Here is a 22,837-nt window from a genome sequence, read left to right as displayed (position 1 = left end):
ACTTGCGCTAGATTAATATTCTTTTAAATATTCAAAGGTAGCTTTTCCTAAAGTTTTAGCAGCTATTAGCATTGCACGTTCATCAAAATTAAAGCGCGCGTGATGATGTGGATAAGCTGTTTCCCATTCTGGACTTTTCGCACCTGTGAAGAAGAATGTACCCGGTACTTTTTCTAAATAGTACGCAAAATCCTCTCCAACCATAAACGGTGGACAAGTTTTCACTTGCTCTACACCTGGGACAGTTGACGCTAACTGTGCCACAAACTCCGTTTCTTTCTGATGGTTATACACAGGTGGATAACCTCTTGTATAACGGTATTCATAGCTTGCTCCAAAGGCTAGACAAGTGGCGTTTAGAACGGCTTCTAGCTCCTGCTCCATCTGTGTGCGCACATCTTCCTCAAAGGTGCGAATTGTGCCTGCCAGTTTAACACGATCAGCAATCACATTAAACGGATTAATCGCCTCGAAATGACCAATTGTTAAAACGGCTGACTTTAATGGATCAATACGTCTTGAAATAAGTTGTTGTGCGCTGATTACAAACTGCGAGGCAAGAGTAACTGCATCAATGGAGTGATGTGGTTCGGCACCATGTCCACCCTTCCCTTGAATAGCAATTTCTACTTTGTCTGCAGCTGCCATAATCGCGCCATCTTTCACTAAAATTTCCCCTATGGGAGTGGGAGCCCAGAGATGTGTACCAAAAATAACATCTACACCATCTAAACACCCATCCTCTATCATCGGCTTAGCCCCACCTGGTGCCACCTCTTCAGCGTGCTGATGAATAAATATAATATTTCCTGTAATTTCAGATTTCATTTTATTGAGTGCCTTAGCTAATCCTAGTAATGTTGCTGTATGACCATCATGCCCACAAGCATGCATTTTACCCGCGACCTTTGATTTATAAGGTAAATCGTTTTCCTCCTGGATCGCCAATGCATCAAAATCAGCCCGTAACGCCACTGTTTTTCCTGGCCTCGCACCACGTAGTACGGCAACTACACCACTTCCTCCTACCCCTTCACGAACCTCATGACCCAATTCTTTATGGTAGGCGGCTATATAGGCTGGTGTCTCCACTTCTTCAAAGGATAATTCAGGATATTCGTGCAAGTGACGACGAATCCCTACCATTTCTTCATAATTCTCATCTATTAATGTAAATAGCTTTTCCATCCTACACAACCTCTCTTTTTGTATTTTCGAAATATTGCAAGTAATAGTAGTAGTGTACTATAAATTCTTACAAAAAGAATAGGATTTAAATCGTAATCTTACAAAATAAAGAAAAGACTCTCCTACAAATCATGTAAGAGAGTCCTAATTTTAAATTAACGAGCATGTTTTAAAGCCGATAAAATAATAAGTATCCATCCAATTAAAAATAGTACACCACCAATTGGTGTAATCGCGCCCAATACTTTAATACCACTAATCGCTAATACGTATAAGCTACCCGAAAAGAAGACAATCCCAAAATTAAAGAAAATTCCTGCCAAATTCAATTGCTTCACTTCACCAAATAATTTAGAACTCATTAATAGTCCAATTACTAACAAACCAGTAGCATGGAACATTTGATATTGAACAGCCGTCTCCCAAATACCTTGACTATAATCATCTAAAATTTCCTTTAAAGCATGTGCACCAAATGCACCAAAGGCTACTGCTAATAGGCCATGGAGAGCCCCTGTCACGATAAATTTTTTCATTGCGCGTTACCCTACCTTTAATATTGATTAAAAATCAAAAATTGAATCACCATTGGCTCCATCTTCTTCAATTTTGGATGTAGATAAACTAGATGGCTTCATCTCTGATACAAGCATTTGTGGTAAATGCTTAGAAGGTGTTGTGATAGATGGTGTATTACTAGGAGAATCTAACACCACATCACATAATGCTCGAATTGCTGTAAGAGCTTCGCGGATCTGCTGATCATTCCCTGCATTTTTTGCACCAGATAATTGTTTTTCAAGTTGTTGTATAACGGCTTGATAAGGAATCATTGCGTTCTCCTACTTTCTACTTTTGGTACAAATTTTAAACATTCCATACCTGAGGATTGTTTCACGACAACGGATGGAATTTGTTTTGTTTTAAAGCCATATGCGACACAGGCACGTGGAGTTTGAGGGTCCCACGTTACTTTAAAAAAATGACATTGAAAACAATTCGCCTTCATCGTTGTCCCTCTCTTTCATCTATCTTAACTGTATCACGATTTATGTAGTGTATAAAGTAAACGATTTGTGCCAATCTATGCTAAACACCAATCAATTGGCTGTTTACCCCATTCTACTAATTGTTGATTAATCTTTGAATAAGGTTTACTCCCAAAGAATCCTCGATAAGCACTTAATGGGCTAGGATGTGGTGCTTCTAATATGACATGTGGCGTGTCATATTTACGTATCAACTGTTTTTTTCGTTGCGCAGGCTTCCCCCACAGTACAAAAATAAGTGGTTCCTCTCTTGCAGCTAGCTTATCGATAACTGCATCAGTGAACTGCTCCCAACCTTGATCTTTATGGGAATTTGCCTGTCCAGCTCGCACAGTAAGAACTGTGTTCAAAAGCATAACACCTTGTTCTGCCCACTTCGTCAAAGTGCCATCTTTAGGAATTGAACAGCCGAGATCATCTTGTAGCTCTTGTAGCATATTTCGTAAGCTAGGTGGATGCGGAATACCTGGCTTGACAGAAAAGCTTAAGCCATGTGCTTGATTAGGGCCATGATATGGGTCTTGTCCTAAAATAATGACCTTCACATGTTGATAGGCTGTTGTATAAAATGCATTCATTACATCCTGCATAGGAGGATAAATAGTGTGCGTTGAATATTCATTAGCAATAAATTGACGTAATGTGTGATAGTATGGTTTTTCTAACTCAGCTGCAAGTATTTCTTGCCAATCATTCGGGAATACTTGTTTCATCGTCCTTTAAGCCCCTTTCTTTTCTTACAACGGTACAAAAAATCATCCATGAATTCAAGTCTCAGCTCAAACTGACCATATAAAAATATCAAATTCTGACTATTTTTATAGAATCAGAATAAGACTATACTAAATGGTAATTTTAACACTCTTAACAATAAAGGAGATCTTTTCATGACTCTAAAAAAAACATTAACAATTGCTGGTTCTGATACATCCGGCGGCGCAGGTATGCAGGCCGATCTTAAAACATTTCAAGAGCACGGTACATACGGTATGGTGGCTTTAACAGTTGTCGTAACAATGGACCCAAATGGTTGGACACATAATGTCACACCATTACCAACTGAACTTCTACAAAAACAAATTGATACTGCCCTTTCAACAGGAATTGATGCTATTAAAACAGGCATGCTTTCTACGGAAGAAATTATTCGTCTTGCTGGAGAGGCTATTGCAAAATCAGGGACGACAAATGTTGTCATTGATCCTGTGATGGTTTGTAAAGGGGACGATGAAGTCCTAAATCCTGGCAACACAGATGCTATGGTACAACATCTTTTACCATTAGCAGCAGTCACAACACCTAATCTTTTTGAAGCTGGCCAATTGGCTGGGACAGGTACGCCCAAAACGATTGATGAGATGAAAACAGCCGCACGAAAAATCCACGAGCTTGGAGCTAAAGCTGTAGTCATTAAAGGTGGAAAAGCATTAGCTACAGAAAAAGCAACAGACCTATTCTTCGATGGAATAGCATTTTACTTATTAGAATCCGAAAAAGTTGCTTCCACTAATAACCACGGTGCAGGCTGTACTTTTGCAGCCTCTATCACTGCAAATCTCGCAAATGGATTATCTATTATGGATTCTGTTATTGAAGCAAAAGAGTTTGTATCCGCAGCCATTGCACATGGTTGGGCTCTTAACGACTATGTTGGTCCCGTCATGCATGGAGCAAAGTCCCGCTTTGGTGCTCCACAAATAACAGTCACTGAAATTTAACATTGAAAGGGATGTCTCTAAGATTATGAAGACATCCCTCTTTTACATATCCTCCAATGGATCAGTCATGAAAATAAGTTTCCCTAGAGCCACTCCCTATTTCTGCACAAGGGGGAATCAATGAAGGTTTCTTGTTTTCATTACATGCTACGAAGGTTACTATCGTAGTCACCTCAATTATGTTCACATTCATGCTCCCTCAAAATGATCCCTACCATCCTGAGTCAAAATGATTCTAATATCTAAATATTACAAACAAATAATGCGTTAAATTCTAGAAATCCCGCTGAATAAAGATAAAAAAATGGACAAGATACGTTAGGACTTCATCACCCATATATTAGCTTTAGATGGGAGGGGAAAAGATGAAAAAACAAAAGGCAGAGGACTTAACAGAGGAATCAGGTTTATTAGCTGGAGAATTAACCGCTTCAAAAGTAGAAGTACTCGCTTCCATTGTCTTAACACTCGGCTACTCATTGTCCACCCTCGCCACAATAATGGCACTCCAGGAGGAAGAGGAACTAGCACAAGAAAAAAAGACCAAAAATGAAGATCAAAATCTTTATATGAGACAAATGTTTAAACAATTGCAAAGTGTCAATAATCGTTTAGAAACAATCGAAAGAAAGCTTAATCGATACTAACAAATACATAGCCTATCCATAATCTCAATAAAAAACCGCGCTTCTCCGTCATAAAGAGAAACGCGGTTTTTTATTATACTATGATAATGAGCTTCATTCTTCTCCCTTTTACACACAGCACGATGTAAGATGCTGGAGGAACGTCATCTATTGTACCAAGATAGAATTCGTTTTCGCCTAGTTTTACCATCCTTCAGCATTTGGTGCTGTCTACACACGATTTTGGAAGAAGCTATGGTTACAATATCTTTTCAGGTGTGAAACCGTATACAAAACGACACATTTTGTACATATATTTTCACACCCCTTATATTGATACATTACAATAATTTTTTCAAGAATATTGCTTGGAAAGTCGTCATAGATTAATAGTTAATGATTCATCCTTCCCCGATTTAGTAGAAGATTTCCTACTCTAGAAGGTAGTGGATGAATCTAGATAAGCCTCTGTCAGAAGACACAGATTTTGAGTAGTCGTGGCGATGAAGCTCTTAAAAATCTTGGTGACATGATGTGAAGGTATAAGTTTTACAAATCATTTATTTATACGTATGAAGCAATGAATTTCCCTTTGCTAATTTTTTTTACTATACTTAAAGGAGAAATGATCGAGAGGAGTGTTAAGATGCAAGAAGTACAAGTAGAGACGTTGCAAGAATTACTAAATTCTTTCGCCAACAAAGACGTTTATATTCATCTTGAGACGACAAACGGATCTTATGCAGCACACTATGATGAAAAGTTCTTTAATGCAGGTGCCTTTATACGCAACGCAAAAATTAATTATGAACTTGCTAAAGTTGTAGACAAGACACCTCATCGTGTTGGGTTAAAATTACCTCATGGCTGGGTTTATGCACAAGGCATTACTCATTATGAATTAGATGATTTAGGCCGTTTATTAATGGCTGGTTTAGATTACTCTGGAAAATTGGCGATTGCGCTTGAAATAAGTGAAACGCCATTTACTTACTAAGGGGGACGACTCTTTGAATTTACAACCACAACGTCATATTTTAATTGTGTACCCTCACCCAGATGATGAGGCTTTTTCAGTTGCTGGCACGACTGCCTATTATACAAAAAAAATGAATACACCTGTTACATATGCCTGCTTAACATTAGGTGAAATGGGCCGTAATTTAGGTAATCCCCCATTTGCTACACGCGAATCATTACCAGAAATACGTCGTAAAGAATTAATTGCAGCCGCAGAAGCAATGGGTATTCAAGATTTACGTATGATGGGTCTTCGTGATAAAACAATCGAATTTGAAGACGATGAGAAGATGGTAAAGCTGGTAGAAGGTTTAATTGAAGAGCTAATGCCTTCATTAATTATTACGTTCCTACCTGGTTTTGCGGTACATCCAGACCATGAAGCAACCGCGCGTGCTGTCGTTGAGGCTGTACGTCGTATGCCTAAGGCTGCACGTCCACAAGTATTTGGCTGTGCCTTCGCAAACGATACTATTGAAAAAAATGGCGAGCCTCATGTGGTCTATGATATTCGCGAAATGCGAATGGATAAATTACAAGCATTACAGGCACACGCATCACAAACTGGTTGGATGATGCAAGAAACAGAAAAACGCATTGATGATGGAGAACCGATGAGCGAAAGCTGGCTAAATGTTGAAAGATTCTACATTGTTGATCCTGATAAATATGTAAAATAAATAAAAGGTTCTGTCCTCTCATGATTGGAGAACAGAGCCTCTTTTAATTAGGTAGATTTTACTTTATTTAGTTTATGCACGATAAACGTGATCGAAAAGGCAATTAATAAAAACAGGAAGAAAAAATAATGAGGTATATGAATATTAACAACACTTACTAACATTTTTAACCCTATAACGCCAATAATGATGAAAGCAGTCGCTTCTAGTTCAGGAATTTTTTCGATCATAATTAAAAATACACCCGCTATTGTTCTCATCATTAGGATTCCTAACATACCCCCAATTAGAAGCACCCATACTTGATCTGAAATAGCAAAGGCGGCAAATATTGAATCAATGGAAAAAGCAATATCCATCAGCTCTACGGAAATAACTGTTGCCCAAAAGGTCCCAAAGAAACGAACCATCAAGCCAGATTTTTTTACCACCTTCACACTATCCTCATTTCCGATTTGAAGGAAATGAGCGATACAGAGCCATCCTAAATACAACGCACCTAACACTTTAATAAACCAAAATTCTACAAGATAAACTCCTATTCCAATAAATAAAAATCTGAAAAAATAGGCTCCTAGCATCCCATACATTAAAGCTCGTTTTCGTTGCTTATCTGGCAAATGTTTGACAAGTACTGCTAATACAAGTGCATTATCTGCTGACAACAATCCTTCTATAATAATTAATGAAAATATTAGTCCCCATGATACAGGATCCACTAATACTTCCTGCCACATTGCCCAATCGAAAAACTGGCTATATGTAGATAGAATTCCTTGAATGATTTCCACTGCTTACCCTCCCACTTGTCCTAAGCTAATCTAGTATATGCTTGACCAATTTTGATATGAAAGTTGTATTTTTTTGATCAATGGTGCCTCCGTATAATCGCGTCTAGACCTCTAAAAAACGATTTCCTTTACACGTAATTCGGTGGAGGAAATGGTCTATAAAAGTGGGACTTACCTATGTTTAACGCTTCATTTTCCATACAAAAAGTAAGGTAAATAAAGATAAAACGCTTACATTATAAAATGGACACGGAAAATTTAGAATTTACTAAAAATTAAGTCCAAAAAGCAAAAAAAGTGTGCTATCATAGATAAATGTTTTAAACGTAAAACGGAGGATGAATACTATGGAAGTTGCTGATACTAGAACCGTGCAAGTGGAGAATGTCCTCATTGCACACCATTTTTTAAAAGACGTAGTTGTGCATACACCTCTACAAAGAAATGACTATTTATCTGAAAAATATGGCGCAAATATTTATTTTAAACGTGAGGATTTACAACATGTACGCTCATTCAAGCTTCGTGGCGCCTATTATAAAATTAAAAAAATCGAGGATGAAGCGCGCAATGTTGGCGTCGTTTGTGCCAGCGCAGGCAACCACGCACAAGGTGTAGCTTATGCCTGTGCCCAATTAAAAATCCAAGCTAGCATTTTTATGCCTCAAACTACACCCAAGCAAAAAATAGACCAAGTGCGTATGTTTGGTCGTGAGTATGTGGAGATTATTTTAGCGGGTGACACGTTCGATGACTCTGCTGAAAGTGCACTAAGTTTCTGTGAAGAACAAGGTAAAATCTTCATTCACCCATTTGATGATTTCGATGTTATTGCTGGGCAAGGAACTGTGGCGGTAGAAATCATGAATGATATGGAAGAGCCAATCGACTACGTATTTGGCAGTATCGGTGGTGGTGGCTTAATGTCTGGTGTTTCTGCCTATATTAAAAACCTTTCCCCATCTAGCAAAATTATAGGTGTAGAGCCTGCCGGTGCTGGCAGTATGAAGGCTGCTTTCGCTGAAGGTGGTACAGTTGCTCTTGATTGGATTGACAAATTCGTCGATGGAGCTGCCGTAAAGTGTGTCGGTCATCATACTTATGATGTTTGTCGCCGTTATTTAGACGACATTATTCTTGTACCTGAGGGAAAAGTATGTACAACCATTTTAGATTTGTACAATAAACATGCGATTATTGCTGAGCCTGCTGGTGCATTGTCAGTCGCAGCTCTTGATTTTTATAAAGAAGAAATCAAAGGAAAGTCTGTTGTCGTTATCATTAGTGGTGGGAATAACGATATTGGACGTATGCAGGAAATTAAAGAAAAGTCTCTTATTCATGAAGGCTTACTTTACTACTTCATCGTCAGCTTCCCTCAACGGGCAGGCGCTCTTCGTCAATTCCTTACTAGCGTGCTTGGACCTAATGATGATATTACAACCTTTGAATATACTAAGAAAAACAATAAGGAAAGCGGTCCTGCTCTAGTCGGCATCGAGCTAGGCGATCGATCAGATTACGAGGGATTACTAGCGAGAATGAACGAGTTTGGCTTCAACTATAAAGAAGTTAACAATGATCTTCAGCTATTTGGCCTACTCGTCTAAATGAAAGAGTCTCACTTTTATCAGGTGAGGCTTTTTCTATGTTTAAATATTTGAGAGTCACCTCAACAGCTTCTTTCTCAACCATTAATATAGATGAACGGAGCGAGGGAGAGCACCACCCTCACATCATTGTAAATGAAAAACTATAGGCAAACCCAAATGTCATTGAGTTTGCCTACAGTCTGATACTCATACGAATGTATGAACGATATACCTTTATCCTAATAAAGCACGGTCCGAATTCATTTTTTCTCCACGAATGCGTTCAAACTCAGCCATTAAATCAGGTATCGTTAATTCATGTTTACGATCTTCCCCAACTTCTAAAATAATTTGACCTTTATCCATCATAATTAGGCGATTTCCTAAATCTAAAGCTTGTTGCATATTATGTGTAACCATCAATGTCGTTAACTGATCTTTTTCTACTAAATACTTTGTAATACGGGTGATCAATTCAGCACGTGATGGATCAAGCGCGGCCGTATGCTCATCTAACAATAATATAGATGGTTTTGTAAAAGTGGCCATTAACAGAGACAAAGCTTGACGTTCCCCTCCGGAAAGTAAGCCAACCTTTGCAGAAAGGCGGTTTTCTAAATTTAATCCAAGCATCTCTAACGATTCAATAAAAAACTCACGACGTTTTTTGTCTACACCTCTTCGCAATCCTCTACTCTTATTACGGGAATAGGCTAGTGCCAAATTTTCCTCAATCGTCATAGCAGGTGCTGTTCCCGCCATTGGATCCTGGAAAACACGACCTATAAATTGCGAGCGTTTATACTCAGGCAAATGAGTAACATTGTTGCCATCAATCGAAACTGTGCCGAAATCTGGTGTTAAGGCGCCAGAAATCATATTCATCATCGTTGATTTACCTGCCCCATTACTCCCAATAATAGTAACAAAATCACCAGGCTTTAAATGTAGGTTAATTTCTGCTAGAGCGATCTTTTCATCCGGTGTCCCTTCATTGAACACCTTATTTATACCGTGTAATTTAAGCAAGGCCTTTTCCTCCTTGCTCTACTGGTTTAATTTGCGTAAGTTCTGCAGCCCGTTTAGCCTTACGCTTACGTTCCTTACGCTTGTTAATAAATTGAGGTAAGATCAACGCCAAAATGACGATGATAGCTGTAATTAATTTCATATCTCCTGAATCCAGGAAGTCTACACGTAAAGCTAACGCTAAAATAATACGATAAATAATAGCTCCAGCGATGACTGCAAAAGTGGTACGAATAATGGTCTTTGTACCAAAAATAGCTTCCCCGATAATGACAGATGCAAGTCCGATTACAATCATACCAATTCCCATACTTACATCAGCGAACTTCGAATATTGTGCGATTAAAGCTCCAGAAAATGCGACAAGTGCGTTGGAAAGTCCTAGCCCTAAAATAATGAGTGTATCTGTATTGGCTGAGAAGCTGCGAATCATTCGTTTATTATCACCAGTAGCACGAATAGCCAGCCCAACCTCTGTTTTTAAGAACCAATCTGCCACTAATTTAATTAAAATTGTAATAATTACAATGACAATTAGTACACTCCAAGTACCTGGTACTTGCTGAATCCCCATACCCTTTAATAGGCTGTTGAGAGCATCATCTATCCCTAAATTACTCCAAAACGCTTGAAACTTTGAAAATATCGTTTCAGAGTTTAGTAATGGAATATTTGGACGACCTATCGTATTTTCTGCAGTTAACCCCATGATCCGTAGGTTAATCGAATATAAGGCAATCATCATTAAAATCCCTGATAATAGTGGGTTTATCTTCCCTTTTGTGTGAAGGATTCCTGTCATACATCCAGCAATAAATCCAGCAACAATTGCCACTAAAGTCGCTAAGATTGGGTGGTAGCCAAGCAAAACCATTGTTGCTGCTGTTGCCGCCCCTGTTACAAAGCTTCCATCAACCGTTAAATCCGGAAAATCTAACACTCGAAATGTTAAATATACACCAAGTGCCATAATTGCATAGATGATTCCTTGCTCCACTGCGCCAAATAATGCTAAAAACATAGTTGAATCATCTCCTAAATCTCTTTATTATGCTACTGCTGGTAAATGAAGATAAAGCGGGGATGGTTCCCCCGCTTCGAGTTATTTTTCTAGAAGTTCTGCACCCCAAGAATCTTTAATTTCAATTCCTAAATCATCTGCTACTTTTTTATTAATTAATAGCTTTAGATTTTGTGGATATTGCGCTGGCGTTTCAGCAGGTGTTGCTTCACCTTTTAAAATTTTCACTGCCATTTGCCCAGCCTCATACCCAATATCGGAATATTCAAAACCATATGCAGCCAAACCGCCTCGCGCCACAGAGTCAAGCTCTCCTACTATTAAAGGCAATTTATTGGCATTTGCTACATCGATGACAGACTCTAAAGCAGAGACTACTGTATTGTCCGTAATAATATAGAATGCATCGACTTTACCGATTAAAGATTCAGTTGCTTGTTTTACCTCTGCAGAAGTTGCAGCTGATGCCTCTTTAACCTCAAGACCTTGCTCAGCCATTACTTTTTTTACTTCTTTCACCTGTGCTACGGAGTTTTGCTCACCAGCGTTGTAGACCATACCAACGTTTTTAGCACCTAGCTCTTTTAAAAATGCTACTGTTTTAGAAATCGTTTCAGGATGTAAATCGATAGTACCTGTAACATTTTTCCCTGGCTTCTCCATTGATTCTATGAGCTGAGCACCTACAGCATCTGTTACAGATGTAAAGATAATTGGAATATCACTTGTTGCTGTTGCCGCGGCCTGTGCAGAAGGTGTAGAGTTAGCAAATATTAAATCTACGTTCGCACTTACTAGGTTGTTAGCAATCGTTGTGTTAAGACTATTATCACCTTGTGCGATTTGTGGATCATACTCAACTTTTAAACCTGCATCTTCAATCGCCTTTTTAAAGCCTTCCGTCGCTGCATTTAACGACGGATGCTCTACAATTTGCGTAATTCCGATTTTATATGTTTTATCATCTGCGTTTCCGCTGTCACTGGCGTTATTCGTTTCGTTCCCCTTTGATTTTGTTGAACTAGTTCCACCACTACCACAAGCAGCAAGTAGTAATACTAATCCAAAGAGTAGGAATGAAAGCTTTTTGACATTGCTCTTCACCATTAATCCCCCCGATTAAGTTCTCGAATATCTATCACACTTTATCCAAACAAAGTGTGAATGTATCGCTATATTATCGTGATTATTGAGCTCCGTCAACAACATTATGAATGTTCTGACTTTTGTATTTCGCAAAAAAATTTAACATTTCATTTAATTTGGCGCTTTAAACCGCTAAACTACGCTATTTACGTTATTGGATTCCTTTTTTAAAAATAGTAAAAAATATTTATGACAATTTTGCGAATTTAGTCATATTGACAAAAAGTCTGACATTTGACTTCTGCTAGATATGTATAATAAAATATTGACTTGTGTGAAAGCACCGTGGTTCGTAACCATCCCACGAAAAAAAACTAAGGAGAAATGAATATGAAGATAAAATTTTTAGCAGCAAGTGGTATTATTGCAGCTCTTTATATTGCTGTGACGATGCTTGTTGCACCATTTGGTTTTACAGAGGTGCAGTTCCGTGTATCTGAAATTTTCAACCATTTAGTGGCCTTTAATCCACGCTTTGCCGTTGGTATCATAATAGGGGTATTTATTTCTAATATCTTTTCACCACTCGGTATCTACGACTTAGTATTTGGTGTTGGACATTCTATGATTACATTGGGTTTGTTCATTTTGATCTGTAAATTTGTTAAAAATATTTGGGCACGTTTAATCATCAATACATTTTTATTTACATGCACTATGTTTATAATCGCCTTTGAATTGAATTTAGCCTTAGAGCTACCATTCTTTTGGACTTGGCTCACGGTGGCGGCAGGTGAATTCGTTGTCTTAGCGGTTGGTGCACCTATTATGTATATACTAAATAAACGCCTTCACTTTAAAGAGATGATTGAATAGACGAGTCTTACGAGACTCGTCTTTTTTTCTTGACAATATTCTGAAAACATTCTACAATTCTTTCTAATAAATGCGGAGAAGAAGAATAGTAGCAAGCATAGTTACTCTAAAGAGAGCTGGTGGTCGGTGTAAACCAGTAGTACGTGCTTGTGAATGGACTTCAGAGCAGCCTTATCCAATGTAAGGCCGATTTACTCCCCGTTATCGGAGTTAGAAAGCGCGCATATATTGCGAATAAAGGTGGCACCACGGTTACTCGTCCTTTTCACGAAGGAATGGAGTGCCTTTTTTTATGAAAAAATGAGCGTAGAGGAGTCGAGGAAAGATGAGTATAGTAGTAGAGAACAAAGGATATTTTGGAGAATTTGGTGGTAGCTTCGTTCCAGAGGAGCTTCAGCATGTATTAACTATTTTGGATGAAAATTTCCAAAAATTCAAAGAGGATGAAGACTTTAATACAGAATTGAATTATTATTTCCATGAGTATGTCGGTCGCAAATCCCCTCTTTATTTTGCAGAAAATTTAACGAAGCAATTGGCTGGTGCAAAGATTTATTTAAAACGTGAGGATCTTAACCATACAGGCTCACATAAAATCAATAATGTATTGGGCCAAATTTTATTGGCAAAACGTATGGGCGCAAATCGCGTTATTGCTGAAACTGGTGCAGGTCAACACGGTGTGGCAACCGCTACTGCATGTGCCATGTTCGGAATGGATTGTACTATTTATATGGGGTTAGAGGATACTAAACGTCAGGCATTGAATGTATTTCGTATGGAGCTTCTTGGAGCAAAGGTTGTAGCTGTTGATAAGGGGCAAGGACGTTTAAAGGATGCCGTTGATGAAGCATTTGCGGATTTGGTGGAAAACTATGAAACGACATTTTATTTATTGGGCTCTGCTGTTGGGCCACACCCATTCCCCTCAATGGTTAAACATTTCCAATCTGTTATTAGCCGCGAAAGCCGTGAACAAGTTTTGGAGAAAGAAGGAAAACTACCAACAGCTGTCTTAGCTTGTGTCGGTGGTGGAAGTAATGCTATAGGGGCATTCGCAGAGTTTATTGCTGATGAAAATGTTCGTCTTATCGGAATAGAGCCAGATCAAGCTGCTACACTTAACGAGGGAACTCCTGGAGAGCTACATGGCTTCAAATGTTTAGTGCTTCAGGATGCAGAGGGAAATCCTCTACCAACATACTCAATTGCCGCAGGTTTAGATTACCCAGGTGCAGGACCTGAACACAGTCACTTAAAAACAATTGGTCGTGCAGAGTATGTTACTGTTACAAATGAAGAAGTATTAGAGGCATTTCAGGTGCTCTCGAAGGTAGAAGGTATTATTCCTGCGCTTGAAAGTTCTCATGCAGTTGCCCATGCACTAAAACTAGCGCCCACTCTTACAGCTGATGAAATTATTATAATAAATATCTCAGGTCGTGGCGATAAGGACGTTGAGCAAGTTTTTCATATGTTAAATAAATAATTCACACATGAAAGAGCGATTTCTTAAATTGGAAATCGCTCTTAAACTTACACTAATGAAGTAATGTTTGCTGATCTTAGAACACAAGTATAAACGAGCCTATTCCAATAAGAATATATATCCCCCATTTATTTCATAAAAAAAACGGATGAAGTCTATTCCTTCATCCGTTCAGTCGCTATTATGAAATTGCCTTTTTATGCAGTTTAATTTTTAGCTTTTCTAACATATCTACCGTCATTTTTGACAAATCGTACTCTGCCTTAAAGCCCCACTCTTTTTGTGCCGCTTCAATATTTATTGAATTTGGCCAGCTATCTGCTATTGCCTGACGAACTGGGTCAACCTGATAGTTCGTGGTAAAGTTTGGTAAATGTTTCTTAATTTCAGCTGCAATTTGCGATGGTTCAAAACTCATTGCTGTTATATTAAAAGCATTACGGTGAACAAGCTTACTACCATCCGCTTCCATTAAATCAACAATTGCCTGTAAAGCATCTGGCATGTACATCATATCCATATACGTACCTTCTTGAATATAAGATGTATACTTGCCTTGTTCAATCGCTTCGTAGAAAATTTCTACCGCATAATCAGTCGTTCCACCACCTGGGGGCGTTACATAAGAAATTAACCCTGGGAAACGGACCCCACGTGTGTCTACTCCAAAACGGCTAAAGTAATAATCACATAATAATTCCCCCGCCACCTTATTAACACCATACATAGTTGTCGGGCGTTGCAATGTATCCTGAGGTGTATCTTCCTTCGGTGTAGATGGCCCAAAAGCCCCTATCGAACTTGGTGTGAAGAATTGCATATTTAACTCACGTGAAACTTCCAAAGCATTCATTAATCCACCCATATTTAAATTCCAAGCCAACAAAGGATTTCTTTCAGCTGTAGCTGATAATAATGCTGCTAAATGCATCATTGTATCAGCACCAAAGTCCTTTGCTAAATCATGCATTCTTTGTCCATCTGTAACGTCCAATATCTCAAACGGGCCCTCAGTATGGTCAAGCTTTCTAATGTCAGTAGCAAGTATGTTGTCCTCCCCATAAATACTACGAAGTTTTTCTACAAGCTCAGAACCAATTTGACCAAGTGCTCCGGTAACCATAATTTTTTTCATTTCTCAAAACCTCCACATGTGAACAATTGTACTTCTAGAAAGCACAATAATATATTAATAAACATTGATTTAATAACACTTTCAATGAAATTCATTATAATGTGTTCGTTTTGAAAATACAACAATTATATTAAAAATATTCATAAAAGAAACATACTATCCCTTACTTCTCAGTATATGAACATTTTAAATTATTGTGCTACAAAAATATATTAAATACATTTGTACATTCAGAAAGAACAGTTTTTAAAACTTCCATCCAACAAGTTATTAGAACAAATAAAAAGAATCCTCTTTGCTAGCTTTGCAAAGAAGATTCTATAGCCCATTAATTTATGAAGGACTAAATTATATTGAAAAACGTTTAACCGCTATTTGTAGCACTTTTGATACCTTTCGTAATTCTTTAATATAATTGTGGAATTGTTGCTGTGCTGTTAATTGATCGGCTGTTAAAGTAGCAACATGCTTCGTTGATTCAGTATTCGTATCAGATAAAGATGTCAGCATAACCGCATCATCACTAACCGTTTTTGTATGATTAGCAATTTCTTGAACTGTAGAAGAGACTTCCATAATATAAGGCTTGATTGTATGTACTTTTTCTAAAATCTGATCAAAACTTAATGCCGTTTGACCAGTTACAGCAACGCCTTTTTCGGTTGCCATTAGCACACCCTCCATCATTTGTACTGCATAGCTTGAATCTAGATGAATGTTTTGTACAATGGACGTAATAGTTTGCGTTGAATGAACGGTTTGCTCTGCAAGCTTGCGTACCTCGTTCGCTACTACCGCAAATCCCTTGCCATGCTCGCCCGCTCTTGCCGCTTCAATAGATGCATTTAACGCTAATAGATTTGTTTGTGCCGTTATTTTTTCAATGACCTCAATCATTTGATCGATTGATGATGCTCGTTCGACTAAATTAAAGATGGCTGTATTGGATTTCTCGACAGCTTGCTTAATTGTCTGCATTTGTGCTAAATTGGCTTGCACAATCTCAGTTCCGCTTTCCGCATCTCGAGCAGTTTTATGAGCGAAATTTTCTACAATGTGAATTTTTTCTAATATGACTTGTACATCGTTTAAAACTTCTTCTAATGATGATGTATTGGAAGCCAATTTATTAGAAGACGCTACCGTTGAATCTGATATAGACTGTACATCTTTTGCTATTTTCAATGTCGTTGTTGAAGATTCCTCTGAGGACTCCTGTAATTTCCCGGTCATTTCCTCCACTTCGTAGGCACTGTCCGTAACTGTATGGAGTAAACTTTTCACTTCCGTGATCATTTGATTGTAAGACAGCACCACCTCACCAAGCTCATCATGGGCCACATAACTTGCATTGGCAGTGAAATCACCCTGTTCAGCCTGTTTTAGTAATGATTTTAATTGCCGTGTAGGGACATTGACCGCCTTTGTTGCTATAAACCCTATAATAATAACTAGCATCACAACTGTTAAACACACACCACCAAGCAACCAATAACCAAATTGTACATCTTCTTGATAGGACTGTTGTTGGTCTTTTGCTCGTTGAACGAGGTAGTTTTGTGTTTCTTCTAATAATGTATGAATTTCCTGACTTATTGGTAGAAACGTCTGAGAATAAAATTTCTCTTGTTCACTTTGGGTCAATTGCTGGTAGCCCTCAATCAATTCTCTCTGCTTCCCTAGCAAGGACTTATACTTATTAATTTGATGACTCATTTTTTTATCAATTTCTTGGCTTTTTAAATGGTCTAACGGCTTATCCACGTCTTTTAAAATGGAAGCCATTCCTGTATAATTGCCATCAGAATCGACGATAAAATCTAATTGACGTTGCGATTCTTCCAGCTCATTTAGCCACCCAATTGGAACAAGCCCCTGTTTGTAACTCTCACTTGCATGCCACGACATTTTCCTTAAATAATCCACACTAAATACACCTAGCAATACATTCGATAATACACAAACAATCATAAGTACAAGTAACTTGTCCTTCACCTTTATGAAACGAAAAAAATGCATGATCTCTGGCTCCTCCTCCAACTCTTACCAATAATGATAGTATGAAGATATAAAGCCAGTGTTATGTTTTTGTAAAGATTAGACGAAGAATTAAGAAATTATGCCCACTCACTATCCCCAAGTAGGTAATTTACCGCACAAATTGATTCATACCATTATCCCTTATCTACATCATGTAAATAGTTGCAACCTTCCACACATTACCAGCGTTTATAGTAGTAACTATAGAAAGAAGGTGTTACATTTGTCGCAGCTTAAGAAATTGGATGGAAGTTTAGTTGTGAGCCTCTTTTTACTTGGAGGTTTTAGCTGCCTTTTTGTCCATTCTAGCAGTGTCAATTTCGGACAATATGCCAGTTCCTTCATTGTTAAGCAATTTATCTTTTATCTTATTGGATTTATCATCATGTTTGGGATTTCTTTACTTGATATTGAACAATTAAAAAAGATTGGATGGCCATTTTATGGATTAGCAGTAGCGTTAACTGCTGGACTCATAGTAGCACCAGAGAGTATTGCACGGACGATAAACGAGGCTAAATCTTGGTATCAAATACCCTTTCTAGGTTCTCTTCAGCCATCGGAGTTTTTAAAATTTGCCTTTTTAATTGTTGTGAGTAAAATCATTATCTCTCATCAAGAGAAAAATGCACGCCCTTCCTATCTAGCTGATTTATGGCTATTTGTGAAAATTGGACTTATTGTCCTTCCTCCTTCGCTCCTTGTTTATAAACAACCCGACACAGGCATGGTTATGTTATACATGGCAATGATTCTACCCATGTTATTTTTTTCAGGTATACATAGGAAATTACTGATTGTATTTACGGCCATACCTCTAGTTTTAATCAGTACAATTGTAGTACTTTATGTTAGATTTAATGATTTTTTTACAGAAAAAATTTTAGGTGCCCTATCAGGACATCAAGTATCTCGTATTTATGGCTGGCTACAGCCTTATGATTACATAGATTCTTCGTTTCAGGTTCGCCAAGGCTTTTTAGCCATCGGGTCGGGGGAATTTTTCGGGAAGGGCTATCTTAATAATAATGTTTATGTGCCAGAGAAGCATACTGATTTTATTTTTTCTGCAATTGCCGAGGAATTAGGGTTTGCTGGCGGGGCATTTGTCATTGCTTTACTGTTTTTTGTCATCTACAGGATTGTTCTTATTTCTGTTGAAGCAAAAGACCCTTTTATGACATTAATGGGCGCAGGGATATCAAGCTTATTAGCCTTCCAAATTACTCAAAATATTGGCATGACCCTTGGACTTTTACCAGTCACTGGAGTTACTTTACCTTTTTTAAGCTATGGGGGTAGTTCACTATTGTCAAATTTCATGCTAATGGGAATTGTCATGATTATTCATAAATCCTATAAGGGATATATGTTTAAAAGAGGAGATTAACTAAATGCAAGTAGAGAAGGATATTCTCTACTTGCTGAGGGATTCATCTTAAATTAAAAACTCATGAATACTTTCATTATATTGATTTATAAATATTTCAGCCTCCTTACTAGGTAATTTTAGTGCGGCTAACGCGGCACCACCTACCGGTAAGCTGGAAGCACCCATAAAGTCATATTGATTGCTATACTTTTTATCCAGCACAGCTAGTTTTTTAATAAATAATGGCAATTCCTTAAAAACTCCACCTGCTAACACGACTTTTACACGTTCAGCGAAGAATGGATTTTTTTTGTAACAAGCATCGATACTTTGATAAAAAATATGGCACACTTCATCAATAATCGTATTTGCTACTATATCTCCACGTTTTGTGCACTCTATCGCTACTTTACTTAAAGGCGCAATTATATCTCGTGGATGCCCTTCACCATATACAATTTCAATAATTTGTGGCACAGATTGCACTTGAAAATAGGCTAATACAGCGCCAGTTAATATCGTTTCTGGACCTCTTTTATCAAATTCTTTAAAAACCGCCCTTAATGTGCGAATACCTATATCATAGCCACTGCCCTCATCATCAAATATATAACCCCATCCTGCTGTCCGCTCAATTCTTCCAGTCGAATCTATACTTAATGTAATCGCACCTGTACCCGATATTTGAACAATGCCAGGTTGACCTAATGTTCCTGCATACAGTGCATTCAATCCATCATTTGATAAAGTTAATTGACAGCCTTCTGGTAAAAGCGACGTTAATAATGTCTTTGTAATGTCCTCATTATTATTTTCTGTCACACCAGAAAGTCCTGCATGGCATTTTGTTAGTTGATGAAAATGGAGCGGTTGTTGATTCTTCAATTGATTAATAAGTTCTGTTATCGTCTGCGTAAATTGCTCAATGTTCATGGATGTAGGGTTACTTTTACCCGTTTTTGCGAGGGCTATTACTTGCCCACTGAATGTAGAGATGGTAGCAATTGTCTTCGTTCCACCACCGTCAATTGCCAAAACATACAAGTGCCTTCACCTCTATACGATTTTAATTGTGGAAACGATTTCTCCTACCTCATGCCCTGCGTCATTTCGCACAAAGGAAGGCGATAATGCTTTTATTCGCTCAATTGTTTCAACATTTGAATACTGAATTTGTTCTAACACAGAAGCAATTACATTTGGCCATGGACTTTCTGAGCCATTCATAATTTTCAGGGCAAAGCTTACCCCTTCGTTTCGTAGAGCAAAACAATATACGCCCTGCGCTCCACCCTTTGCTACAATATTAGGATCTTTTAATAATGCTGTACAAATAAAATTTTGAGCTGCGATAATTTGATTTTCTTGATTCATAACTGTCGTGAGCTTTTTTACTGCCTCACGAACTTGATCATTATCAATCAATTCTGGCCGTGCTAGCTTTAAATAGGCTATAGCCATATTTTTTAGTGGAACCGCAAAAACAGGTGCACCACAACCATCTATTCCCGTGCGAATTTTCCCCTCATCATAGTCACTTAAATAAGCAATGTATTTTTTTATCATTTGCTGTAATGGATGATCTGGATGACAATACTGTTCAAAATTATAGCCATTCGCCAGACAAGCAGTTAAAAACCCTAAATGCTTACCTGCGCAATTATGAAGTAGCTTCCTTTTTTGGAATCCCTGTTGAATATATAGTGTTTTTGGTTCTTCGTTAAGCGGATATGAGGCTGCGCAAATTAAATCATTTTCACAAACAGGAATTTTCTCCAGCAAAGAGGTCAATGCCTCTTGATGGTAAATTTCACCTCTTTGCGATGCCAAAAATAATGCACTTTCCGTTGAAGTTATCTCATACTTTTCTATAAAATCAGTCATGAAAATTGGAATGGCTTGGAATGGTTTTGCTGCAGAACGAAAATACACAGGCTCATAATCTTGACCAACTGAAACGAATTCTTCCTTCGCTAGATTCACAGCACTCATTTGTCCATAATGCACATTTTCCATTAATCCTGAACGGTACTCTTTCAAAAATTCTGAGTAAGCCACGAATCAACCAACCTTTCTTTAAACAGACAGCAGCTGCTTTTGTGCCTGTAATGCTGCTCCTTTGACTACGCCCTCTTTTAATTGGTTTGAAAACTGTAAAACAAAATGAGGTTGTAGTTCTTTCCATATATATTGTTTGCATTTTTCACTAAGAAGTTTTTGAAATGTTACATTGTGCTCGATAATTTCACCGCTAACAATAACGGCTTCCGGTTCATATAAACACACCAAATTATTGATAGCAATGGCTAGATATGTAGCTACATCTTGTTGAATATCCACTGCCCATTGTTCGCCTTGATCCACACACTGTAAAATCTCTTCGATTGATTGAATATTAAGATTTTTAGGTGTTCTATTGAGTAAGGTCATTTCTGAAATATACATCGACAAGCACCCTCGTTTTCCACAGTGACACATTTCACCAAAGGGATTAATCGTTATATGACTTATTTCCCCCGCTTTGTTTTGAATGCCACGATACACTTCTCCGTTTAGTAATATGGATGCTCCGACGCCCGTTCCCATCCCTACTAAAATACAATTTGAATAAAGAGGCGTATAGATATCACCAATTTCTGCAATGATTTGCATTTTCAATTCATTATCTACGATGACTTCACAATCAAAAACACCATTTAGGTCCTCTCCTATACGACAGTTTTCCCACTTTAATTGCTCAGAAGAAACTATAATCCCTTCTTCGTTATTAATGACACCGGGTACCCCTATTCCAATGCCTAATAATTTCTCCTGAGCAATCTGATATTCTGACATAATAGTAGCTATGGAGCGTTTTAATAGATGGATTGCTTCCTCATACCGATGCTTGATGCTGCATTTGATTTCCTGAAAAGCGATCAGTTTTCCTAGAAAATCTAATATACCAAGTCGAATTGTAAAGCAATCTATCTCGATTCCTATAGTATATAAAGCATCTTCACGCATTTGAATTAATGTTGGCCGTCTACCAATGGCGGTTTCCTCTGAAACCCCTTCAAGTATAAAGCCTTCCGCTTCTAGCTCCTGCACAATACGAGTAATAGTCGTAGGACTCATTTTTGTATACTTTGATAATTGAATTCTTGAAATCGGTGCCATCTGCCTAATTGCGTCAAGCACAATATACTTATTTTGTCTTCTCATTTGTACTTGATCTTGCTTTTTCAAATTAGATTCATCCCCTATTTAAACATTTCTATGAATTGTACAGCCTCTCTGATGTCTTTTTCGGGATTTGATCTCACTTCTCGTTCAATAGTTAAATAGCCATTGTATCCGATTTCATGTAAAGCTGAAAAATAAAGCTCGAAATTGACATCTCCCTGACCTAGTGGAAGCTCTCTAAAGAAATCCCCATTTTCCACCATTTCTTCTATCTTATCATGAGATGTTCCAGAATCGTATCCTAAGTACCCATACACGTCTTTTGGATTCGTTTGTTGTAATTGAATGCCATCCTTCACATGTGTATGTACAATATAATTTCTTAAAAGCTTCACTCCCGCCACAGGATCATCCTTGGTTACCATTACCATATTGGCAGGATCAAAATTAACTGATACACCATCTGTTGATAGTTTATCTAAAAATCTCTTTAATGTTTGACTCGTCTCTGGTCCTGTTTCAATTGCAAAATAAGCATCTAATGATGTAGAAAATTGCCCTAATTCTTCACATGCTTCTAGCATGGTTTGATAGATTGGATCATTCTCATCTTCAGGAATGATCCCAATATGGGTTGTAACAATCGATGTACCAAGATCTTTTGCCAATTGCATAATATCCTTCGATTTTTTTATTTTCCATTCATTTTCGTGTTTATCTTGAAAGCCATGTCCTCCCAAATCTCCACATAATGCTGAAATTTCAAGCCCTAAATCTACAATATATTGCTTCAATTCTGCTCTTTGTTCAGCATCTAAATGATCCGGATCTAGCTCACCTGAAACAGCGTACATTTGGACACCTTGTGCACCGACCTCCTTCGCTTTTAGCAATCCTTCACGTATAGGCAATCTAAAGCTATCTACAATCACACCAATTCTATTGTTTAATTTCACCATT

23 protein-coding genes, 1 riboswitch and 1 other annotated feature are annotated in these 22,837 nt (G+C 37.9%); of the genes, 8 read left to right on the top strand and 15 right to left on the bottom strand.

The window, feature by feature from the left end:
- Window positions 1-12: 12 nt before the first annotated feature.
- The 5 genes from PI85_RS14895 to PI85_RS14875 form a co-directional block, all read right to left on the bottom strand.
- Window positions 13-1,188 carry an amidohydrolase gene (locus tag PI85_RS14895; protein WP_036122928.1) on the bottom strand — a complete coding sequence of 392 codons (1,176 nt, stop codon included), beginning with the start codon at window positions 1,186-1,188 and terminating at the stop codon, window positions 13-15.
- Between the two features lie 155 nt (window positions 1,189-1,343).
- On the bottom strand, window positions 1,344-1,724 hold the full coding sequence (locus tag PI85_RS14890) for a DUF423 domain-containing protein (RefSeq protein WP_008176022.1): 381 nt from the start codon (window positions 1,722-1,724) through the stop codon (window positions 1,344-1,346).
- A 27-nt stretch (window positions 1,725-1,751) separates the two neighbouring features.
- A complete protein-coding gene (locus tag PI85_RS14885; RefSeq protein WP_008176024.1) occupies window positions 1,752-2,021 on the bottom strand; it encodes a YwdI family protein in 270 nt (89 codons plus the stop codon).
- A complete protein-coding gene (locus PI85_RS14880; protein WP_036122925.1) occupies window positions 2,018-2,197 on the bottom strand; it encodes a hypothetical protein in 180 nt (59 codons plus the stop codon). The genes PI85_RS14885 and PI85_RS14880 overlap by 4 nt, the downstream gene beginning before the upstream one ends.
- Before the next feature lie 75 nt (window positions 2,198-2,272).
- Window positions 2,273-2,950, bottom strand: coding sequence for a uracil-DNA glycosylase (locus PI85_RS14875; protein ID WP_008176027.1), 678 nt, complete (start codon window positions 2,948-2,950; stop codon window positions 2,273-2,275).
- A 174-nt stretch (window positions 2,951-3,124) separates the two neighbouring features.
- Between PI85_RS14875 and thiD the strand changes: the two genes are divergently transcribed.
- The 4 genes from thiD to bshB2 all read left to right on the top strand — a co-directional run bounded on the left by thiD (window position 3,125) and on the right by bshB2 (window position 6,281).
- On the top strand, window positions 3,125-3,955 hold the full coding sequence (gene thiD, locus PI85_RS14870; RefSeq protein ID WP_036122922.1) for a bifunctional hydroxymethylpyrimidine kinase/phosphomethylpyrimidine kinase: 831 nt from the start codon (window positions 3,125-3,127) through the stop codon (window positions 3,953-3,955).
- Between the two features lie 365 nt (window positions 3,956-4,320).
- Entirely contained in the window at window positions 4,321-4,602 is a 282-nt protein-coding gene (locus PI85_RS14865; protein WP_036122919.1) for a hypothetical protein, read from the top strand.
- Between the two features lie 625 nt (window positions 4,603-5,227).
- A complete protein-coding gene (locus tag PI85_RS14860) occupies window positions 5,228-5,578 on the top strand; it encodes a YojF family protein (protein WP_008176033.1) in 351 nt (116 codons plus the stop codon).
- Between the two features lie 13 nt (window positions 5,579-5,591).
- Window positions 5,592-6,281, top strand: a complete 690-nt coding sequence (gene bshB2, locus PI85_RS14855; RefSeq protein WP_008176035.1) for a bacillithiol biosynthesis deacetylase BshB2 — start codon at window positions 5,592-5,594, stop codon at window positions 6,279-6,281.
- 47 nt (window positions 6,282-6,328) lie between these two features.
- Here bshB2 and PI85_RS14850 read toward each other — a convergent pair whose 3' ends face one another.
- Window positions 6,329-7,072, bottom strand: coding sequence for a TerC family protein (locus tag PI85_RS14850; RefSeq protein WP_025115444.1), 744 nt, complete (start codon window positions 7,070-7,072; stop codon window positions 6,329-6,331).
- A gap of 347 nt (window positions 7,073-7,419) precedes the next feature.
- Here PI85_RS14850 and ilvA point away from each other — a divergent pair, with 347 nt between their 5' ends.
- Window positions 7,420-8,682, top strand: coding sequence for a threonine ammonia-lyase IlvA (gene ilvA / locus PI85_RS14845; RefSeq protein ID WP_036122916.1), 1,263 nt, complete (start codon window positions 7,420-7,422; stop codon window positions 8,680-8,682).
- Between the two features lie 216 nt (window positions 8,683-8,898).
- Here the strand turns inward: ilvA and PI85_RS14840 are convergent, their stop codons facing one another.
- The 3 genes from PI85_RS14840 to PI85_RS14830 all read right to left on the bottom strand — a co-directional run bounded on the left by PI85_RS14840 (window position 8,899) and on the right by PI85_RS14830 (window position 11,818).
- A complete protein-coding gene (locus tag PI85_RS14840) occupies window positions 8,899-9,693 on the bottom strand; it encodes an ABC transporter ATP-binding protein (RefSeq protein ID WP_008176041.1) in 795 nt (264 codons plus the stop codon).
- Window positions 9,686-10,714, bottom strand: coding sequence for an ABC transporter permease (locus PI85_RS14835; RefSeq protein ID WP_036122914.1), 1,029 nt, complete (start codon window positions 10,712-10,714; stop codon window positions 9,686-9,688). Before PI85_RS14835 ends, PI85_RS14840 begins: the two co-directional genes overlap by 8 nt.
- Window positions 10,715-10,795: 81 nt before the next feature.
- Window positions 10,796-11,818: an ABC transporter substrate-binding protein gene (locus tag PI85_RS14830; protein WP_036122912.1), complete on the bottom strand. Its 1,023-nt coding sequence runs from the start codon at window positions 11,816-11,818 to the stop codon at window positions 10,796-10,798.
- 321 nt (window positions 11,819-12,139) lie between these two features.
- A riboswitch (PreQ1 riboswitch) is annotated at window positions 12,140-12,184 on the top strand.
- A 6-nt stretch (window positions 12,185-12,190) separates the two neighbouring features.
- Between PI85_RS14830 and PI85_RS14825 the strand changes: the two genes are divergently transcribed.
- Window positions 12,191-12,676, top strand: coding sequence for a QueT transporter family protein (locus PI85_RS14825; protein WP_025115449.1), 486 nt, complete (start codon window positions 12,191-12,193; stop codon window positions 12,674-12,676).
- 66 nt (window positions 12,677-12,742) lie between these two features.
- Window positions 12,743-12,943: a binding site (T-box leader), on the top strand.
- 58 nt (window positions 12,944-13,001) lie between these two features.
- Window positions 13,002-14,165, top strand: a complete 1,164-nt coding sequence (gene trpB, locus PI85_RS14820) for a tryptophan synthase subunit beta (RefSeq protein WP_036122907.1) — start codon at window positions 13,002-13,004, stop codon at window positions 14,163-14,165.
- Window positions 14,166-14,346: 181 nt separating this feature from the next.
- Here the strand turns inward: trpB and PI85_RS14815 are convergent, their stop codons facing one another.
- Both PI85_RS14815 and PI85_RS14810 read right to left on the bottom strand, forming a co-directional pair.
- Window positions 14,347-15,300 (bottom strand): L-threonine 3-dehydrogenase, encoded by a 954-nt coding sequence (locus PI85_RS14815; protein ID WP_036122905.1) that lies wholly within the window; start codon window positions 15,298-15,300, stop codon window positions 14,347-14,349.
- Between the two features lie 348 nt (window positions 15,301-15,648).
- Window positions 15,649-17,319: a methyl-accepting chemotaxis protein gene (locus PI85_RS14810; protein ID WP_036122903.1), complete on the bottom strand. Its 1,671-nt coding sequence runs from the start codon at window positions 17,317-17,319 to the stop codon at window positions 15,649-15,651.
- 244 nt (window positions 17,320-17,563) lie between these two features.
- Here PI85_RS14810 and PI85_RS14805 point away from each other — a divergent pair, with 244 nt between their 5' ends.
- Window positions 17,564-18,730 carry an FtsW/RodA/SpoVE family cell cycle protein gene (locus PI85_RS14805; protein WP_036122900.1) on the top strand — a complete coding sequence of 389 codons (1,167 nt, stop codon included), beginning with the start codon at window positions 17,564-17,566 and terminating at the stop codon, window positions 18,728-18,730.
- Between the two features lie 48 nt (window positions 18,731-18,778).
- On the opposite strand, the gene PI85_RS14800 is transcribed toward PI85_RS14805, so the two are convergent.
- The 4 genes from PI85_RS14800 to PI85_RS14785 are packed head-to-tail and all read right to left on the bottom strand — an operon-like array spanning window position 18,779 to window position 22,836.
- Window positions 18,779-19,756, bottom strand: coding sequence for an N-acetylglucosamine kinase (locus tag PI85_RS14800; RefSeq protein WP_036122897.1), 978 nt, complete (start codon window positions 19,754-19,756; stop codon window positions 18,779-18,781).
- 12 nt (window positions 19,757-19,768) lie between these two features.
- On the bottom strand, window positions 19,769-20,770 hold the full coding sequence (locus PI85_RS14795; protein ID WP_036122894.1) for an asparaginase: 1,002 nt from the start codon (window positions 20,768-20,770) through the stop codon (window positions 19,769-19,771).
- 18 nt (window positions 20,771-20,788) lie between these two features.
- Entirely contained in the window at window positions 20,789-21,940 is a 1,152-nt protein-coding gene (locus PI85_RS14790) for an ROK family transcriptional regulator (protein WP_036122890.1), read from the bottom strand.
- Between the two features lie 14 nt (window positions 21,941-21,954).
- Window positions 21,955-22,836, bottom strand: a complete 882-nt coding sequence (locus tag PI85_RS14785; RefSeq protein ID WP_036122887.1) for a sugar phosphate isomerase/epimerase — start codon at window positions 22,834-22,836, stop codon at window positions 21,955-21,957.
- Window position 22,837 lies beyond the last annotated feature (1 nt).

Origin of the sequence: Lysinibacillus sp. A1, from assembly GCF_000801965.1 — a bacterium.
Classification (GTDB): domain Bacteria; phylum Bacillota; class Bacilli; order Bacillales_A; family Planococcaceae; genus Lysinibacillus; species Lysinibacillus fusiformis.
The sequence above is the reverse complement of the archived record's forward strand: the minus strand, read 5'-3'. Positions and strand labels throughout refer to the sequence as shown.

What these genes read in the sequence shown, in the direction of transcription:
- PI85_RS14895 (WP_036122928.1), bottom strand. Translation starts at nt 1,188, where the DNA reads ATGGAAAAGCTATTTACATTAATAGATGAGAATTATGAAGAAATGGTA.
- PI85_RS14890 (WP_008176022.1), bottom strand. Translation starts at nt 1,724, where the DNA reads ATGAAAAAATTTATCGTGACAGGGGCTCTCCATGGCCTATTAGCAGTA.
- PI85_RS14885 (WP_008176024.1), bottom strand. Translation starts at nt 2,021, where the DNA reads ATGATTCCTTATCAAGCCGTTATACAACAACTTGAAAAACAATTATCT.
- PI85_RS14880 (WP_036122925.1), bottom strand. Translation starts at nt 2,197, where the DNA reads ATGAAGGCGAATTGTTTTCAATGTCATTTTTTTAAAGTAACGTGGGAC.
- PI85_RS14875 (WP_008176027.1), bottom strand. Translation starts at nt 2,950, where the DNA reads ATGAAACAAGTATTCCCGAATGATTGGCAAGAAATACTTGCAGCTGAG.
- thiD (WP_036122922.1), top strand. Translation starts at nt 3,125, where the DNA reads ATGACTCTAAAAAAAACATTAACAATTGCTGGTTCTGATACATCCGGC.
- PI85_RS14865 (WP_036122919.1), top strand. Translation starts at nt 4,321, where the DNA reads ATGAAAAAACAAAAGGCAGAGGACTTAACAGAGGAATCAGGTTTATTA.
- PI85_RS14860 (WP_008176033.1), top strand. Translation starts at nt 5,228, where the DNA reads ATGCAAGAAGTACAAGTAGAGACGTTGCAAGAATTACTAAATTCTTTC.
- ilvA (WP_036122916.1), top strand. Translation starts at nt 7,420, where the DNA reads ATGGAAGTTGCTGATACTAGAACCGTGCAAGTGGAGAATGTCCTCATT.
- PI85_RS14835 (WP_036122914.1), bottom strand. Translation starts at nt 10,714, where the DNA reads ATGTTTTTAGCATTATTTGGCGCAGTGGAGCAAGGAATCATCTATGCA.
- PI85_RS14825 (WP_025115449.1), top strand. Translation starts at nt 12,191, where the DNA reads ATGAAGATAAAATTTTTAGCAGCAAGTGGTATTATTGCAGCTCTTTAT.
- trpB (WP_036122907.1), top strand. Translation starts at nt 13,002, where the DNA reads ATGAGTATAGTAGTAGAGAACAAAGGATATTTTGGAGAATTTGGTGGT.
- PI85_RS14815 (WP_036122905.1), bottom strand. Translation starts at nt 15,300, where the DNA reads ATGAAAAAAATTATGGTTACCGGAGCACTTGGTCAAATTGGTTCTGAG.
- PI85_RS14810 (WP_036122903.1), bottom strand. Translation starts at nt 17,319, where the DNA reads ATGCATTTTTTTCGTTTCATAAAGGTGAAGGACAAGTTACTTGTACTT.
- PI85_RS14785 (WP_036122887.1), bottom strand. Translation starts at nt 22,836, where the DNA reads ATGGTGAAATTAAACAATAGAATTGGTGTGATTGTAGATAGCTTTAGA.